General features: G+C 62.3%; 17 protein-coding genes. 5 read left to right on the top strand and 12 right to left on the bottom strand.

Annotation, left to right across the window (positions count from 1 at the left end):
* Positions 1-198: 198 nt before the first annotated feature.
* Together GSQ90_RS14110 and GSQ90_RS14105 are read right to left on the bottom strand one after the other, a co-directional pair.
* The gene (locus tag GSQ90_RS14110; RefSeq protein ID WP_158815460.1) at positions 199-459 is read right to left on the bottom strand and encodes a DUF1150 domain-containing protein; all 261 of its coding nucleotides are present in this window, start codon (positions 457-459) and stop codon (positions 199-201) included.
* Between the two features lie 55 nt (positions 460-514).
* A complete protein-coding gene (locus GSQ90_RS14105) occupies positions 515-943 on the bottom strand; it encodes an Hsp20 family protein (RefSeq protein ID WP_158815459.1) in 429 nt (142 codons plus the stop codon).
* Between the two features lie 272 nt (positions 944-1,215).
* Here GSQ90_RS14105 and GSQ90_RS14100 point away from each other — a divergent pair, with 272 nt between their 5' ends.
* The 3 genes from GSQ90_RS14100 (at position 1,216) to GSQ90_RS14090 (ending at position 4,066) form a co-directional block, all read left to right on the top strand.
* Positions 1,216-2,307: an ATP-dependent RecD-like DNA helicase gene (locus GSQ90_RS14100; RefSeq protein WP_158815458.1), complete on the top strand. Its 1,092-nt coding sequence runs from the start codon at positions 1,216-1,218 to the stop codon at positions 2,305-2,307.
* 292 nt (positions 2,308-2,599) lie between these two features.
* Positions 2,600-3,337 (top strand): hypothetical protein, encoded by a 738-nt coding sequence (locus GSQ90_RS14095; protein WP_158815457.1) that lies wholly within the window; start codon positions 2,600-2,602, stop codon positions 3,335-3,337.
* An 18-nt stretch (positions 3,338-3,355) separates the two neighbouring features.
* On the top strand, positions 3,356-4,066 hold the full coding sequence (locus GSQ90_RS14090; RefSeq protein ID WP_158815456.1) for a hypothetical protein: 711 nt from the start codon (positions 3,356-3,358) through the stop codon (positions 4,064-4,066).
* A 6-nt stretch (positions 4,067-4,072) separates the two neighbouring features.
* Here GSQ90_RS14090 and GSQ90_RS14085 read toward each other — a convergent pair whose 3' ends face one another.
* The 7 genes from GSQ90_RS14085 to GSQ90_RS32680 form a co-directional block, all read right to left on the bottom strand.
* A complete protein-coding gene (locus tag GSQ90_RS14085; protein WP_158815455.1) occupies positions 4,073-4,576 on the bottom strand; it encodes a hypothetical protein in 504 nt (167 codons plus the stop codon).
* Between the two features lie 148 nt (positions 4,577-4,724).
* On the bottom strand, positions 4,725-5,969 hold the full coding sequence (locus tag GSQ90_RS14080) for a cytochrome P450 (RefSeq protein WP_174247484.1): 1,245 nt from the start codon (positions 5,967-5,969) through the stop codon (positions 4,725-4,727).
* The gene (gene thpR, locus GSQ90_RS14075) at positions 5,966-6,502 is read right to left on the bottom strand and encodes an RNA 2',3'-cyclic phosphodiesterase (RefSeq protein ID WP_158815453.1); all 537 of its coding nucleotides are present in this window, start codon (positions 6,500-6,502) and stop codon (positions 5,966-5,968) included. The genes GSQ90_RS14080 and thpR overlap by 4 nt, the downstream gene beginning before the upstream one ends.
* 168 nt (positions 6,503-6,670) lie before the next feature.
* On the bottom strand, positions 6,671-7,888 hold the full coding sequence (locus tag GSQ90_RS14070; RefSeq protein ID WP_158815452.1) for an outer membrane protein: 1,218 nt from the start codon (positions 7,886-7,888) through the stop codon (positions 6,671-6,673).
* A gap of 197 nt (positions 7,889-8,085) precedes the next feature.
* The gene (locus GSQ90_RS14065) at positions 8,086-8,691 is read right to left on the bottom strand and encodes a hypothetical protein (RefSeq protein WP_158815451.1); all 606 of its coding nucleotides are present in this window, start codon (positions 8,689-8,691) and stop codon (positions 8,086-8,088) included.
* Positions 8,678-11,323: a leucine--tRNA ligase gene (gene leuS, locus GSQ90_RS14060; RefSeq protein ID WP_158815450.1), complete on the bottom strand. Its 2,646-nt coding sequence runs from the start codon at positions 11,321-11,323 to the stop codon at positions 8,678-8,680. The genes GSQ90_RS14065 and leuS overlap by 14 nt, the downstream gene beginning before the upstream one ends.
* 52 nt (positions 11,324-11,375) lie before the next feature.
* Positions 11,376-11,498 (bottom strand): hypothetical protein, encoded by a 123-nt coding sequence (locus GSQ90_RS32680; RefSeq protein WP_256366604.1) that lies wholly within the window; start codon positions 11,496-11,498, stop codon positions 11,376-11,378.
* A 22-nt stretch (positions 11,499-11,520) separates the two neighbouring features.
* Here GSQ90_RS32680 and GSQ90_RS14055 point away from each other — a divergent pair, with 22 nt between their 5' ends.
* Positions 11,521-12,216: a ParB-like protein gene (locus GSQ90_RS14055; protein WP_158815449.1), complete on the top strand. Its 696-nt coding sequence runs from the start codon at positions 11,521-11,523 to the stop codon at positions 12,214-12,216.
* A gap of 24 nt (positions 12,217-12,240) precedes the next feature.
* On the opposite strand, the gene mog is transcribed toward GSQ90_RS14055, so the two are convergent.
* The 3 genes from mog to GSQ90_RS14040 form a co-directional block, all read right to left on the bottom strand.
* Complete coding sequence (mog, locus tag GSQ90_RS14050; RefSeq protein WP_158815448.1) at positions 12,241-12,771, bottom strand: molybdopterin adenylyltransferase; 531 nt, start codon at positions 12,769-12,771, stop codon at positions 12,241-12,243.
* A gap of 11 nt (positions 12,772-12,782) precedes the next feature.
* A complete protein-coding gene (locus GSQ90_RS14045; protein WP_158815447.1) occupies positions 12,783-14,147 on the bottom strand; it encodes an alkaline phosphatase family protein in 1,365 nt (454 codons plus the stop codon).
* A gap of 76 nt (positions 14,148-14,223) precedes the next feature.
* The gene (locus GSQ90_RS14040; protein WP_158815446.1) at positions 14,224-15,918 is read right to left on the bottom strand and encodes a SulP family inorganic anion transporter; all 1,695 of its coding nucleotides are present in this window, start codon (positions 15,916-15,918) and stop codon (positions 14,224-14,226) included.
* A gap of 366 nt (positions 15,919-16,284) precedes the next feature.
* Between GSQ90_RS14040 and GSQ90_RS14035 the strand changes: the two genes are divergently transcribed.
* On the top strand, positions 16,285-16,806 hold the full coding sequence (locus GSQ90_RS14035; RefSeq protein ID WP_158815445.1) for a DUF2937 family protein: 522 nt from the start codon (positions 16,285-16,287) through the stop codon (positions 16,804-16,806).
* The last annotated feature ends 543 nt before the right edge of the window (positions 16,807-17,349 follow it).

The following is a 17,349-nucleotide window of genomic DNA, read 5'->3' as shown; positions in this document are numbered from 1 at the left end:
GCGGCGAAACGACGCCGCGCCGGCCCTCCGCCAAGAAACAGGCGAAGGCGGCGCGGAAAGCCGGATCGACGTCCAGAGCTGGCAATTTTCGGGAAACGCGCAAATCGGGCAAATCCGCGCCGTGACGGACCGCCTTCATCCCACCCGACTTTGTCGGGCCACCTTCTCCCGATTCTCGGGAGAAGGGCAAGAGGCCGATCAGTGCAGGCTCACCGTCTGCAACTGGTTTTCCCACGCGTTGGCGATCGCCGCGTCCTTGGAATCGGTCAGCATGATCGGCGTTCCATCCGCGCCGAGCAGCGCGTAAAGCTCCAGGCCGGGGCGAATAGCGGGCGCCTGCGGAAACAGACGCTGCGCGTCTTCCGAGCGAATCGTCTTGACATAGGCCAACGCGCCGCCGCCCAGATGGGCGAATTCCTGGGGCGTCAAAGCCGGACGATCATTGGTCTGGTTGTTCATTGTTCTTACTCCTCATCAAGCGGTCCAAACAGGACCCGCCAACCCGCGCGAACGATTAGTCTCGCGCTAACACATTGATTCTCTTCACAACTCTATCGGGCTGCGGTCGCGCCAAATCGATTGACAACAGCCCGTTGGCAAGTTCGGCGCCAAGCACTTCCATACCCTCGGCAAGCAGAAAGCTTCGCTGAAACTGCCGCGCGGCGATGCCCCGATGCAGATAACAGCGCGTCTTGTCTTCCTGCTGGCGCCCGCGGATGAGAAGTTGGTTCTCCTCTTGGGTCACCTCGATCTGATCCTGACCGAAGCCGGCCACAGCCAAGGTAATGCGCAGCATCTCCGGCGCTGGCCCCGAACGCGCGATTCTCTCAATATTATAAGGAGGATAGCCGTCGGACGCCGCCTTCGACACTTTATCGAGCGCACGCTCGATCTCGTCGAAGCCGAGCAGAAACGGAGAGCTCAATGCAGCCACGCGCACCATGTTCGAAGCCCTTTCGGCGCTTCACCGGCAAAGCCTTCGTATTTGAAGCGCCTCGCCCGCTTTAGTCCCCGGCCTTCGCTCCAGGAGCGCTCCGGACGAGGCTAATATGGCCATGCCGCCAGAGGGTTCAAGCCCTGGTTCGACCGGGTCCAGGCGAGACAAGCTTCGATGCAATCGTTCAGGTTGCTAAATTACACGAAAAACATAAACCAATTCTTTACCGACCAAGGCCCCGGATCGGCGGCCAGATCGATTCTCACGCAAGGAAACTCATGGACTGGTCGCGCGAGCAGCAATCGGCCCTCGACCGTGTCGGCCAATGGCTACGCGCCGGCGAGCCGCAGGTGTTCCGGCTGTTCGGTTATGCCGGCGTCGGCAAGACGACGCTGGCGCGCCACATCGCGCAAGGCGCCCAAGGCGAGGCGGTGTTCGCGGCCTTCACCGGCAAGGCGGCCTTGGTGATGCGCTCGAAGGGCTGCGTCGGCGCCACCACCATCCACGCGCTGATCTATCGCGCCAGCGAAGACGACGACGGCGCGCCGAAATTCAAGCTCAACCACGACGGGCCGGCCTCGCGCGCCGGCCTGATCGTCATCGACGAATGCTCGATGGTCGATGCGGAGCTTGGCCGCGACCTCCTGTCTTTTGGCAAACCGATTCTGGTGCTTGGCGATCCCGCGCAATTGCCCCCGGTCAAGGGCGGCGGCTTCTTCACCGAGGTCGAGCCCGACATCATGCTCACCGAAATCCATCGGCAGGCGCAGGACGATCCGATCATTCGCCTTTCGGCTGAGGTGCGCGGCGGCGGCAACCTCGCCTATGGCCAATATGGCGAGAGCCGCGTGATCCGGCGCAACGAGATTGAACCCGGCGCCGTCCTTGGCGTCGATCAGGTTCTGGTCGGCCTGAACCGGACGCGGCGCCTCTATAACGGCCGCATTCGCGATCTCCTGGGGATCAAGGAACCGCTGCCCGTCGCCGGCGACCGGCTGGTCTGCCTGCGCAACGACCGGACCAAGGGGCTGATCAACGGCGGTCTGTGGCGAGTCGACACATTGCAGGCGATGCGTAAGGACTTTGTGCGGATGAATCTGAAGCCGGAGGACGATACGGGCCGCGCAAGCGCCAAGGTCGCCGTGCTCCGGCAATTCTTCGAGGGCGGCGAGGCGGAAATTCCCTTTCCTCAGCGTCGCGAATCCGACGAGTTCGATTTCGGCTACGCGCTCACCGTCCATAAGGCGCAGGGGTCGCAATGGGACGATGTGATGCTGTTCGACGAAAGTTATGCATTTGGCGAGCATCGCAATCGCTGGCTCTATACGGGCCTGACCCGCGCCGCCAAGCGTCTGACGATCGTGCGATGATCGTCCGCCGACGCATGAAGGCGCCGCCAGGCGAGGGTGGCCAAAGAACAAAAGTCATGTCAATGTCGCCCCTTGAGATTGAGTTCTCAATGGATCCTCGATTCAGATTTTTGGCGCCTTAACCTCGTCTTCTCATTCTCACATAGTTTACCGATCCCCATCTCGTGGATTTCGGTGGTAGGGATATGAAATGGCCCGTCGTCCAAGCGATTCAAAATCAGCGGTGCGAAGCGTCCAGTCATCGACCGCAAAGCAACCGATTGCCGAAACTCGTGTGGGAGCAAGCAAAGCTATGAAGCCAGCGGTCATTCTCGTCGGCGCGGATAAGGGCGGGGTCGGAAAGACGACCGTCGCGCGCGCTCTTGCCGACTATCTCACGGGAAAGAACATTATGACGCGCGCTTTCGACACGGAAAGTCCGCGCGGCACGTTGAAGCGCTTCCATGGCGACATGACTGAAGTCGTCGACATTGATTCAACGTCCGACCAAATGAGAATCATCGACACATTGAACACGGCGCAGGTCAAAGTCTCGATCATCGACACGCGCGCCGGCTCCCTGGCCCGAACATTGAGAGCCCTACGCGACGTCGGCTTCTTCGATGCGGTGCGCGAGGGGCAATTCACCTTCATTCTGTTTCACGTGCTCGGCCCTTCGATCGCTTCGCTGGACGAGATCGCCGAAACCGCGCCGTTCGTCTCGAATGCGCATTATTTCCTCGTCAAGAATCACGTCAACGACTCGACGTTTTTTGAATGGGATCCCGCGACCTATCAGAATTATTTTTCCAAGACGCGCAGCGCCGGCGAATTGACGATCCCCAAACTGAGCGAGATGGCCTATGAGCAGGTCGAGATCGCGGGGTCGCCCTTTTCGCAATTTGTCGCCAATAAGACGGGCGATGGCCGGCAAGCGGCGCATTCCTTCGTCCTGCGCGGCTACGTCCGGACATGGCAGGGCAAGATCGCCGAGGAATTCGAAGAGATCGGGTTGCTCGATCTCATCGCGGGCGCTTCGCCGAAGAAATAAACATGCGGCGACCCGGCGATGGAGCAAAGGACCAGGGTCTATATTTGCTGCTCACCCCATAAGCGGACAGGCGCGACCACGACCGCGCGCCTGCTGACCGAATATCTCCTCTTCAACGGCAGAGGTTTTGCCGGGTTCGACACCGATCCGCACGAGCCCGATTATGGCGCGCGTTTCCCGCAGGCGGTGACGATCGTCGACGCCGCGAAAGTCGAAGGCCAGGTCGCGATGTTCGACAGGCTGCTCGTGCACGACGAGACACCAAAAATTGTCGATGTCTGGCACCGCTCCTACAGCCGGTTTATCGAGACGATGGGCCAGATCGGCTTCATGGATGAAGCGCGGCGAGCGATGGTTCAACCGATTGTGCTGTTCCACGCGGATGCGACCTCGGCCTCGCTTGCCGCCTCCCATGCCCTGGCCGCGCAATGGCCGGAACTGGGCATGGTCGTCGTGACCAACAAGGGCGCCGCGCCGCTCGGCCCCGATGCGTCCGATATTCTCGCCCAGTTCCCATCGTCGCGGCGTTTCGCGATCGGCGCGCTCGATGCGTCAAGCCGGGCGTGTTTCGACGCGCCCGATTTCTCGCTGTCGCGTTTCCTGCAGGCGCCGCCGCCCGATATGTCGATTGTGACACGCACCGGCCTGAGGGCCTGGGTCGCGCCAATTTTCACGCAATTTCAAACGTTCGAATTGCAGATGTCCATGCAGGCGGCGCAATTCCTTTGACGGAAATTATTTGCCGACGCCCAGACCCGCATGCAGGGCGAAGGCGAGCAAAGCAATCGCCCCGACCAGAACGATTGCCCAAACCACATAGAACGACGTCGGCCGACCGGGCCCCTGGCGCATCGCGCGCCGCCCCCCCGCCGATGCGGGCGCGTCCGGTCCCTGCCCCGCGAGCGTGGCGGCGGCAAGATGACGATAAGTCGCCAGGCGCCGCTCCGTGCTCTCCCCGATGATATAGGACCGCGATTCCGCCTCGCTCGGCGGACGCCCGGTCGCCTTAAGGAAATCCTGCAGCCAGGCGCGCTTGTTCTGCTTGTAGATCGAATAGGCGACGAGGCCGGCGACTTCGCCTTCGACCTTGACGAGACTATCGAAAATGGTGTTGCGCTCCGCGTCGGTCCCGTCAATTTCAGCTTCGTCGGGCGTTTTCACCAAGACCCCGACTTTCGGAAGCCCCGCCGGGACCGAAGAACCATTGCCCAATATTTCATTTTCTGCGCCGTCGGACATCCTCGACCCCCCAAGCGATTGCGACATTTTGGCATGGTTCATAGCATCCCGCGGAGGCGTTGAACAACGTTTCCCTTGAGTAGCTTGGCTAGGCGCTAGGGTTCTCACCGCGGCGCCATCGTCTCCGGGCGCCCGATATAGCCAGCCTTCACCATGCGACGGGCAAGGCTGCGAGGCCGTGGAAATGATAGCTGTCGCGATAGCGCGGAGGCTCCGCCAGCCTGAGCCCGGGCAGGCGCCGAAACAAAATGGGCAGCGCAATTTCCATTTCCAGCCGCGCGAGCGGCGCGCCGATGCAAAAATGAATGCCGCCGCCAAAAGCGACATGCGGATTGGGCGACCGGGAAACGTCGATAAGGTCTGGATTGGAGAAGCGCTCGGGATCGCGATTGGCGGCCCCCAGCAGTAAGCCGATCCTGTCGCCCTGCCTGAGAGCGACGCCGTCAAGGTCGATATCCTCCAGCGCGTAGCGCGTAAACAAGTGAAGCGGCGCATCGAAACGCAGCAGCTCCTCAACCATCGCCGCGCTCGCAGCGGGCGTCGCAAAAGCCCGACTTGGATCGATATGCGCCTCCAATAGCGCCTTCACGCCATTGCCGACGCCATGCACCGTCGCCTCATGACCCGCATTCAGCACGAGAATGCACGTCGCGATCAGTTCTTCCTCGCTGAGGCGACCCGCCTCCGATTCGGCTGAAATGAGCTGGCTGATGAGATCATCGGTCCGCGCGCCGCGTCGCGCCTCGACATAATCGCGCAGAAACGCGACGAACTCCTGCGTCGCGGCCACCGCGCTGTCCTCAACAGCGCGCGTCACGCCAAATTGATACATCGCGACCATCCGATGCGACCAGTCGAGCAGACGCGCCCACATCTCGCCGGGCACGCCCAGCAATTCGGCGATGACGATCACCGGGATTGGCGTCGCGAAATGTTCGAGCAGATCGACCGCGCCTCGCGCCTCGAACCGATCGATCAACTCATTCGCCAGGCTCTCGATGCGCGGCGCGAGACGCTCGACCTGCCGCGACACAAACGCGCGATTGATGAGATTGCGTAAGCGGGTGTGCTCGGGCGGCTCGAGTTCAAGCAGCGAATGGCGCTCCACATCGAGGAAGGAGCGCAGATGCGCGGGCGGCTCGCTCCAGCCGAGCTTCTGACGGCTCGTCAGATGAAGAATCTGGCGCCCGAAACGCCGGTCGCGCAGCAGCGCCGATACTTGCGCGTGGCGGGCGAAGCACCAGAACCCATATTGCTCCCAGAAAAATACCGGCGTCGTAGCGCGAATGGCGTGGTAAGCGGGGTAAGGATCGTTGAAAAAAGCTGGATCGCGCGGATCGAGCGACACCGAGCGCCGTTCAACGTCGATGCTCATTCCCATTGCGCATCCTATCCCTGCAATCCATAGGCCGCTTCGACAAGATAGGGACCGCCGCCCGTCGACTCGCGCGCTGAAAATAGCACGAACCGTGTCGCCTCGAATTGCGGAATGCGAAAATAGCCGCGCACGCTCAAATAATCAGCGACCGCGAGGGTGGAGGCGGATCGCAATCGCGCCAGCGTGACGTGAGGCGTATATTTACGCGGCTCGGGCTGCAGACCGATGCGCCGCAGTCGGCGCTCTTGATCGGCCTGCAATTCGACGAGCGGCGCCGTCGGTTTGATCTTGGCGACGATGGCGCGCGGCTTGTCGGCGCCGAACCAGCTCAGCCCTTCAAGGGTCACGGGGAAGGAAGGACGGCGGATTTCGCTGAGAACCTCGACAATTTCGCTTGCCATCCGCTCGTCAATATCGCCGATGAAGCGTAATGTGATGTGATAGTTTTCCGCATCGATCCAGCGCGCCCCGGAAATCCCGCCGCGCAACATCGCAAGCTCCGTCCCTATTTCCGAAGGCAGTTCAAGACCCGTGAAAAGTCGGGGCAAGTCCAAATCCTCGCATTGATCGCAGGGGACCACGACGCTGGCGGTTCGAGATCGCGCCGGAGCAAACAGGGCGCGGGCGCCATGACTTCCCCGTTAGTGACTTCCCCGTTAGTGACTTCCCCGTTAGTGACTTCCCCGTTAGTGACTTCCCCGTTAGTGACTTCCCCGTTAGTGGAAAAAATAGGCGGCGCCGAGGCGCACGCTATTGCCGGTTCGCGTTTGGCCGCAACAGACATCGCTGTCGAGATGGGTGCTTTCGCCGATCAGCGACCGGGCATGAAGATATTCGGCGCGGATCGCAATGAGATCGGTCGCCATATAATCGACGCCGGCGCCAAACGTCCCGGCGAGAACGGGAAGATTGGCTTTCGTATTTTGCGTTGCATTGTCGACCTGTTGGCTCGAACCAAAGTCCAGGCCGGCGGCCACGAAAGGCAGAAAGCGGCCGACGGCGTAGCCGGCGCGTCCGCGGAAATCGCTTTCGAGAAAGTTCCAGTAATCGGTCGAGGCGGCGCCAGGCTGCGCGCCATGGCCGACGACATCGGCGAGCATTGTTGCGCCGTCGACGCCCAGCATGGAATCGCCATGCATCCAGTTATATCCGGAATAGACGCCGCCGATCGGACCGCCAGCGGAAAACGTGTCGGCGACGCCAAGGCCATGCGTCGAAACCGCCTGGCGAGCGCCGCCGCCGATGGCGCCGACATAATTGCCCGCCCAATCGGTCGTATCCGTCTCCGGCGAACCATGCCGGACTTCGCTCATCGTGGAAATCAACGCGACGCGGGCGTAATGAATCGACATATCCGTGCGCAGCGATGGCCCCTTGAGGTCATAGCTGGTCGCCGGCAGGCCTTCATAGAGATATTCGGCTCGCACAACTGATGGGCCAAGGAGCGGCAGATTCACTTTGGCGTCGACTCCGGCGCCAAGCGTCCAACCGGCGCGGTTGCGCGCCTCGCCGTCAAAATCGAGCGGCGCACGCTGAAACTGATCGGTTTTGTCATAGGCCAGCCCGCCCGCGACGAAGGGCATGAAGCCGCCGACGTCATAGCCGACGCGGGCTCTGGCGTGCATCGCATAGATGCTCTCGGCCTCGTTGGCGACGACGCCGGCGGCGGCGCCGAATTTCCGGGTGAGGTAGTTTGAGCCGATGTCGCCATCGAGCCCATAGACAAGAGCGCCGTTCTGCCAGTTGTAACCTACCAGGGCGCCCGTCGCGGCGCCCAAGGCGACCCTGCTCTCCGCCACGTTTTGGCGCGTGGCGAAAGAACCGATCGCCCCGCCGACGAATGAGCCGGCATAGAGGCCAGCCCAATTGACGACCGGCTCGGGCGAAATGACAGCCGGCGCAGGAAGATCGGCGGCAAACGCGCGGCCAGACAAGAAAATCGCGACAAATAGGGCGATATTTCTATGATTCATACGCATCAAACGACCAACGCCTCAACCTAGATTTCAATTTTTCCAGCAGAGCCCATGAGCCGGATCGGCCGTTCTCTCATCGATCCGTTTCCAAACCGCCAAGATAAGCCGCGGCGCGGCTGCGCTTTCGCAGGGCGCCACAGCATCGCACCCGAGGCCTATTTTTTCTCTCCGAGATAGGCGGCGATGCGCAGTTCGATTTCTTCAGCCAATGATTTGGACAGTCTTATTTCGGTGTCCCGTTGCGCACGAAGATTGGCGAAGCGATCTTCCGTACGGTCATAGACCGCCGCGTTGCTCGCCGTACCTTTCAGGACCGCCTCGCGCCCGCCGATCGGCGTCAGGGTATAAGCAGCCGTCACGAGCACTGTAGCAGCGTTCGCAACACCGATCTGCGAGGAGACGGTTGGGGTCATAGCCCCGAATGTGGGGGTGACGACCAGACGATATTTTGGCTCCGGAGTTGTTCCTGTGCCATTGAGGTTCGCGATCAAATCGTTTTCGAGATAATGGTCGATGCGGTCAAGGTCGATGCTTTGCTGCAAGGCGCCGGTGGTCGTCTGCAGGGTGACCGGGTCGACTTGCCTGAGTGGTTCAACCTTGATCGCTTGCATTTCGGCGACGAGGCCGGGATGGGCGGCCTCGCCGTAAAGCGGCTGGAAGCATCCCGCGGCGGGAAGAGCGAGCAACAGAATGGCGAAACGCCGCCCGTCCTTCCAGAAAGACCGGCCCCTCTCGAGTGGCGAAGTCTCAGATAACGACATTGACGATCCTCTGAGGCACGACAATCACCTTTTTGGGCGGCCGATTATCCAACGCCCGGCGCACGGCGTCGAGGGCTAAAGCGGCGGCCTCAACCGTTTTGACGTCGGCGTCGCGGTCGATCGTCAAATCGGCGCGCTTGCGTCCGTTGACCTGCACAGGAATCGTAATCTGCGATTGCACGATGAGGGCACGGTCGGCGATGGGCCAGGCGCTTTCCGCGACCAGCGTTTCATGGCCGAGCACAGACCAGCATTCCTCCGCGAGGTGCGGCATCATCGGCGCAAAGAGATGCACCAGGATATCGCCGGCCTCAGCGAAAGCGAAACGCAGATCGTCAGCAATCTCGGACTTTTCGATCGCGCCGACGGCGGCGCCGAGAATATTGGAGAGTTCATAGATCGTCGCGATGCAGACGTTGAAACGCAATTGCTCGACTTCGTCCTCGACTTTCGCGAGCGCGCGATGCGCCGCCTGTCGGATCTCATGCGCTTCGGCGGAAAAAGCCGTCGGCATGGTGGGACGCCCGGCGCCGACGATGCGCTCGATTTCGCAAACGAGCCTCCACAACCGTTGCGTCTGCCGGGTCGCGCCCTGAATGCCCGCCTCCGTCCAGATCACATCGCGTTCGGGGGGCGAATCCGAGAGCATGAACCAGCGCGCGGTATCGGCGCCATAGGTCGCGATAATATCGTCGGGATCGACGATGTTGCGCTTGGACTTCGACATTTTCTCGATCGGGCCGATTTCGATTTCGACGCCGCCCTCGATCAAAATGGCGCGACGCCCATCCGTACCCGCTTCCACCCGCACTTCGGCCGGCGCAATCCACTGCCCTTCAGGGTGGCGATAGGTCTCGTGGACGACCATGCCTTGCGTGAACAGGCCGGCGAAAGGCTCGTCGAGCGCCAGATGGCCGCAGCGGCGCATCGCGCGAGTGAAGAATCTGGAATAGAGCAGGTGCAGAATCGCATGTTCGACGCCGCCGATATATTGGTCGACCGGCAGCCAATGGTTAGCGATCGCGGGCGTCGTCGGCGCAGTCTCGTTCCACGGATCGGTGAAGCGCGCGAAATACCAGGAAGAATCGACGAACGTGTCCATCGTATCGGTCTCGCGGCGGGCCTTACCGCCGCATTGCGGACACGCGACATGTTTCCACGTGGGATGCCGATCCAGCGGATTGCCAGGCAGGTCGAAGGAAACGTCCTCTGGCAGCACGACCGGCAGGTCGGCGGCGGGAACGGGCACAACGCCGCAGGCCTCGCAATGAATGATCGGAATCGGGCAACCCCAATAGCGCTGCCGCGAAATGCCCCAGTCGCGCAGCTTGAAATTGACCTGCCGCTTGCCCTGCGGACGATTGCCCAGGCTTTGCGCCTCAAGACGCCGCGCGATTTCCTTTTTTGCGTCCTCGATCGTCATGCCGTCGAGGAAGCGCGAATTGATCATCGTTCCGTCGCCGTCATAGGCCTCTTTTTCGATGACGAATGACCCGGGATCGACGCCGGGCGGGCAGACGACCGGCGTCACGCCCAAGCCATAGGCGTTGACGAAGTCGAGATCGCGCTGGTCATGCGCCGGGCAGCCGAAAATCGCGCCCGTGCCGTAATCCATCAGCACGAAATTGGCGACATAGACCGGCAGGCGCCAGGTCGGATCAAAGGGATGGATGACGCGGAGCCCCGTGTCATAGCCCTTCTTTTCCGCCGTTTCGATCGCGGCGAGCGAGGTTCCGACGCGCTTGCACTCCTCGATGAAGGCTTGCAGCTTGGGATCATGCCGCGCCGCCGCGGCCGCGAGCGGATGGTCGGGCGCGAGGGCCATGAATTTGGCGCCGAACAAAGTGTCCGGCCGCGTCGTATAGATTTCCAGCTCCTGCGCGCCCGCTTCCGTCGCGATCTGCGGCGCCGAGGCCGGATCGATCGCAAAGCGCACCAGCATGCCTTCCGAACGGCCGATCCAATTGCGCTGCATCAGGCGCACTTTTTCCGGCCAGCGGTCGAGTCCATCGAGCGCCTTGAGCAGATCCTCGGCGTAATCGGTGATTTTGAAGAACCATTGCGTCAGTTCGCGCTGTTCGACGATCGCGCCCGATCGCCAGCCGCGCCCCTCGACCACCTGCTCGTTGGCGAGCACGGTATGGTCGACCGGATCCCAATTGACCTTGGATTTCTTGCGCGTGACGAGACCGGCGGCGAGAAAATCGAGGAACAGCTTCTGCTGGTGCTTGTAATAGCTGGGATCGCAGGTCGCGATCTCGCGCGACCAGTCGAGCGACAGCCCCATGGATTTGAGCTGGCCGCGCATCGTATCGATGTTGGAATAGGTCCAGGCCGCCGGGTGCGACTTGTTCTGCATGGCGGCGTTTTCGGCCGGCATGCCAAAGGCGTCCCAGCCCATCGGATGCAGCACGTTGAAGCCGCGCGCCCGCTTGTAGCGGGCCACAACATCGCCCATCGCGTAATTGCGGACATGGCCCATATGGATGCGCCCCGAGGGGTAGGGGAACATCTCAAGGACGTAATATTTGGCGCGCGGATCGTCGCTATGCGTCTGGAACGTCGCGCGTTCAGCCCAGATCTTTTGCCACTTTTGTTCCGCCTCGCGGGCGTTATAACGCTCAGGCCGCATGTCTGTTCTTTAAGGAGTTTGTCCAAAATTCGGCGCGCGTGAAGGCGCTCCGTCATTGGGCGGGACAGAGCATGAATTGATCCGGCCGGTCAAATTGCAGCCGGTCGAGCGGCCGCGCGAGCGACCCTTCATTGACCCAGGGCCGCGCCTGCGGCAGTTTGCGCGGGCGTTTCATCGATTGTTCGCAGGGGGAATCCATGGCTGTCCATATTCGGGAACCGGTCCTCACGCCCACGCCGATCCTTAAGCTGCGCCCGACGCAGATGACGCTCGGAATGCGGGAAGTCGAGGAAAAGCGAAAGGCATGGGGCGCCTTCGACCCCAAGAAACTTGAGCGTTTCCTGGGCTCGCACATGGTCCCCGTGATCATTGGCCCCGGCAAGGAGCCCTATCTCACCGACCATCATCATCTGGCGCGGGCGCTGCACGACAACGGGGTCAAAAGCGTCTTCACGACGGTGATCGCCGACCTCCATCAGCTCGACAAGGACGCTTTCTGGACCGTTCTCGATTTTCGCGCCTGGACCCATCCCTATGACGGCAAGGGGCGGCGGCGCGACTATTCGGATCTGCCCAAGACCGTCGCTCATATGAAGGACGACCCGTTCCGCTCGCTGGCGGGCGAATTGCGGCGCCTCGGCGGCTTCGCCAAGGATTCCACACCCTTTTCCGAATTCCTATGGGCCGATTTCCTGCGCCGGAGAATCAAGGACAAAGCCGCCGAAAAGGATTTCAAAGGCTCCCTCGCGCTCGCGCTCCAATACGCCAAGACCGACGAAGCGAGTTACCTTCCCGGTTGGTGCGCGCCGCATCCGATCAGCGCCAAGACCATTGGCAAGAAGAAAGACGCCGATGCGTCGTCCGGGCCGCCCAAGGCCAGCGACGACAATTGAGGCCCGTCCGAGCGCTCTCCGCAATCATTGCTGGGGGCGAAACGCCTTGCAGACTGTGGGGTTGGTGTCGAGGCGGTCGCCGCCGATCAGGTCGAGGCAATAGGGGATCGCGGGAAAGACCGCGTCGAGGCAGGTGCGGATCGCTAAGGGTTTGCCCGGCAGGTTGACGATCAATGTGTGGCCGCGGGTGCCAGCGAGTTGGCGCGAGAGAATCGCGGTGGGGACTTCGAGCAGGCTCCTGGCGCGCATCAATTCGCCAAAGCCGGGCAGGATGCGCTCGCAAACGGCTTCCGTCGCCTCGGGCGTCACGTCGCGCGGCGATGGGCCGGTGCCCCCCGTGGTGAGGATCAGCGAACAATTCGCGACATCGGCAAGCTCGCGCAAAGCAGCCTCGATGGCCAAGCGTTCGTCAGGCACAAGCCGGCGTACGGCGCGCCAGGGCGTCGCCAGAATCGCCGCCAGCGCCGCCTCGATGCCCGGACCGCCCTTGTCTTCGTAAATGCCGGCGCTGGCGCGATCCGAAACGGTGACGATCCCAATGAGAATTTCTGTCACAAAAGCTCCCGTCAGGGTAAGTCGAACGCCGCCGTCATATCGGCGCTGCCCGCATCCCGCGCTCCCAAGGGTTTTAAGGCGAAGCGCGTCTCGATCAATTTCAGAATGGCGGTCGTGTCATAGACCGTATGATCGATAAAGCCGCGCTTGGCGAATGGCGAGACGACAAGCGTCGGCACGCGCGTGCCAGGTCCCCAGCGGTCGATGACGGGCGGCGCCACATGGTCCCAAAGGCCGCCGTTCTCGTCGTAAGTGACGATGACGACGCTGTCCTTCCAGAGGGGGCTGCGCTCGATGAGGCGCAGCAGAAGCGCGGTATGGTATTCGCCCGCCAGCACACTGGCGTAGCCCGGATGCTCGTTATCCTCGCCGCTCGGCTTGAAAAAGACGACGGGGGGCAGCATCCCCTTCTCGATGCCGTCGACGAAATCGACCTCGTCCTTGAGATGGGCCTTGGCCCCCGGCGTGCCCAAAGCGAAATTGGCGAAATAAGCGAAGGGCTGATGATGGAACTGGAACAGAGGGCCGGGCTTGCCGGCCGCCGCTGCGTCCCAGCCCCCCGAATACCAGGCCCAGTCGATCCCCTTTTCGTCAAGCCGGTCGCCGATCGTCGGGGCGCTCTGGACGGGCAGCGTTTTGGCAAGATCGATCTTGGCTGGAAGCGGTCCGAGACGCGGCAGCAAGGTGTTGACGGCATAGCCGTCCGGCGTCACCGAACCGTCCTTGACCAGCATGCCCTTGTCGTCGAGCTGGGCGACGAGATCGGCCGGCGCATTGTCGAAGCGCGGCGCGCAGGCGCAGACGAACAGAAGGTGGTTGAGGAACGAGCCGCCAAACGCCGCATGATGGAAATGATCCATCAGCACATAATCCTTCGCATAGGCCCAGAGCGGGGTTGGCGAACCGTCGAAATAGCTCATCGGCAGCGCGCCCGCGTCGGTCCAGGCGACAAACTTGTCCATCTTGCCGCCGTCGATCTGCAATTGCTCCTGATAATAGCGATGCCAGGCGTCGCCGGTGATTTGCGACAGCGTCACATAGGGCTCGGCGCGGTAGGGCTTGTTGGGCAGATCGGCGGGAAAGCGCGAATCAATCTGCGCCGGCCTGAAATTGGTGTTCAGCACCGGCGGCAATTTGTCATAGGGCTTGCCGTCGCGATCGACCTGGGTGGCGGCCGCGCCGGAATTGGCGACGCCGTCGGCGCCGGGGAACAGCCCATAGAGCTGATCGAAACTGCGATTCTCGAGGTAGATGACGATGATATGATTGATGCGCTCAAGCCCGGCGACGGGCTTTGGCGCTTCTTGCGCCAGCACGGGCGCGGCGAACGCCACGGCGGCGGCGATCGCCGCGAATTTCAACACATTCCACTGCATTTGCTTCGATCCCGCCCTGTCGGCGCCCCCGCCAAAGTCACATCCGAAAGTGACGGCGGCGTGACCGGGCGCGCCATTAGGCCGCGCTTTGAGGCTTCAGCGCTTGCACCGCTTCCTCGACGCTATGAAACAGATGATCCGCGCCGATCAGCTTTTCGAGCCCGAGGCGCGCGAAGGCTTCCTGCGCGCGCACCGATTCCAACCGGGCGACGGCGATGGCGATCCCCTGCTCGTGCAACTGGCGGATGCCCGCGCTCAAGACCTGCGCGGCGGTATAGTCGATCTCGACGATGCTGTCGGCTTCGATCACTACCAGCCGCACGGGCGCGCGCGCGGCGACGAATCGCTGAATCGCATGCTGAAAATCATAGGCGTTGAGGAAAGATAGCGGCGCCTGCAAGGCGACGACCAGCACGCCGGGAATGGTTTCGCCTGGCTGGGCCGCGTTCGTTTTGGGCCACCAGATCGTCGACCCCGGAATTCTGGCAAATTCGACGGTCTTGGCGCGCGTCGTCGTCCAGACGCCATGCAGCAGCGACAGGATGATGCCGATGCCGACGCCTTGCTGGATCGGCAGAAACAGGATCGCCGCCATCGTGGCGACGATCAAAGCGAATTCCGCGAGGCTCTGGCGCCAGACATCGACGAAGGTCGAAACGCGAATGATCCTTTGCGCGACGAACAGCAGGACGCCGGCCAGCGCGGCATAGGGAACATGGGTCAGGAGATCGGCGCCGAAGGCCGACAGCGCCAGCACCAAAGCGGCGCAGACAAGCGCGCCCAATTGCGAGGCGCCGCCAGTCTCGACGACCACCGCCGTACGCGGCGGGCTGGCGTTGACGGGAAAGGCGCCGGTGAGCCCGGCCAGCACACTGGCCGCGCCGACGCCGACGAAATCGCGATTGACGTCGGGCTCGCGGCCGGCGGGAAAAGAGCGCGTCGTCGCCGCGGTCTGCACCATCACGACGACAGCGACGATAAAGGCGAGCGGGACGACTTTGGTCAGGTCGTCGAGCGAGACTTCAGGCATTTTCAACGTCGGAATGGCGCCAGCGACAGCGCCCAAAGCGGCGACGCCATGATTCTCCAGCCCAAGGGCGGCGACCAGCGCGGTGGCGCCGCCAAGGCCGATCAAGGCGCCGGGAACGCGCGGACTGATGCGCTCGCCGATCAGCATGATCGCGAGAACGCCAAGACCGATGGCCAATGTGAGGATATTGGCGGAGCCAAGCGCGCCGGCGAGCGCCGTGATCTTATCGATGAACGAGCCCTCGGGACCGGCGACGCCGAGCAAGGCGGGAGCCTGAGAGAGGATGATATGTCCGGCGATGCCAGCCAGAAAGCCTGTCGTGACCGGGATCGACAGGAGATCGGCGATCCAGCCGAGACGGAGCAGGCCGCCGACGATCAACATCGCGCCGACCATCAGGGCGAGCATCGCGGCCAGGGCGGCGTAATGGGGCGACCCGCTTGCCGCGATCAACGCCAGACCGCCGGCGAAAATCGGCGTGATCGTCGAATCCGCGCCGACCGACATCGCGCGATTGGAACCGAAAATCGCAAAGCCGACCGCGCCCGCGATGATCGCGAGAAAGCCGATCTGCGGCGCAAAACCGCCGAGCCGCGCCGTCGCCATCTGTTCGGGAATCGCGATCGCCGCCAAGGTCAGGCCGGCGATGACGTCGGGTCCAAGATCGGCGAAGCGCCAGCCGGCGAAGGAGCGCAAGACGGGCCAAGGCCGCGCGGCGACAGGACTATGCGTTTCGTTCATCTTTGGATCGCCCAGCCAATGGCCGATATGAGGCCCATTCGATTGACGGCGTCAACAGGCGAACGCCTCTTCCCCCTTGGGGGAAGATGTCATGCGAAGCACGACAGAAGAGGGGAGTCGAGCGAAGCGAGACGGCTTTGAACGTTGCCGAGATTCGCGCGCGTGCTTGTGCCGACGGGCGGGTCATCGGAGCAATCAAGCCTGTTGTCTTGCATATGCGCGGCGCCGAGCTGACAGGTTCAAAGCCGTCGCTTCGCGACTCCCCTCATCTGACCGGCTCCGCCGGCCATCTTCCCCCAAGGGGGAAGACAGCGCCTTGCCTAGAGCCGATAATGCCCGCCGCCAGTTCGGCGCAACGAGGACCGCATGCTGCTGATTCGACGATTGGCCGTGGCGATCGGCCTGCTGTTCGCCCTTGCCGGTTCGCAACTACCTGAATTCGCTCAGCAATACCGCCAGCGCCTCGGCGGCGCGATCGACGAGCTCGACCGCATGATCGCGCAATTCGACAGCGAAGTCGCCGCCCAATCGCTGACGCGCGCCCAAGGCGTCGACCGGCTGAAGACCAATCCTGATAATCTGGCGCAGGAACGCGGCGCCGCCATCGAAAGCGATGTCGATCGCGCCGCCCGGCTCACCCGCCAGCAGGAGGCTTTCCAGATCGGCGGCCCGCTGACCCGCCTCGCCAGCCTGATCGAGAATTTCGACCCCGCCACCGCCTCGAAGGCGATCCGCGACTACGAACCCGCCGTCCCCATCACTTTCGAGGCTTTCGTCATCGCCGGCATCGCGCTCGTCATCGGCTGGAGCGCGACCCATCTCTGCGCCTGGCCGATCCGCAGGAGGCTGGGGCGGAGGTCGCTCGGGCATGGGGAGCGGGCGGGGTGAGGCGCTAATGCGCAACGGCACATGGAGTGAAATCGTCGCGCGACCTCGTTTTTCGCGTCCGAACGCGACATCGGCGCGCTTTTCAGCGCGCCCCGCGCGACCAACACGGGCGAAAAGGCGCCCGCGTCGGAGCTCTGACGTCGCCTGTGCGATCAGCAAGGTGGGGGGAGCGATGAAGGCGACGCAGCCGCCGGTTGCCTCGACGATCGTCGCCTTGATGCGCCCAGAGCGGGATGAGAATTCATTGAATCGAAAAGCTATCGGCGGCGACTTCGATATGGAGCCATTGTTCGCATGGAGGCATTTTTTTCACGCTCCGCCATGCGAAACAATGGATCACCCTCGACCGTTTCGATCATAAATCATCATGCGCTAGCTATCATGCGGCCGGGCTCTGGGCGGGATGTTGCGTTGGCCGATACATAATAAAAGTTCGGGTTCGCAACAATTTATTTCTGAAAATCACTAGGCGTGCTAAGGTCGATGTAAGCCTTCCCGCTGAGCGCGCTTGCCGGGAGCCGAGATTAGAGAGAGGCGCGTTTT

The sequence above is a fragment of the Methylocapsa sp. S129 genome (assembly GCF_009765995.1).
Lineage (GTDB): Bacteria > Pseudomonadota > Alphaproteobacteria > Rhizobiales > Beijerinckiaceae > Roseiarcus.
Note: the sequence above shows the minus strand (reverse complement) of the source record. Positions and strands in the feature narration are given on the sequence as shown.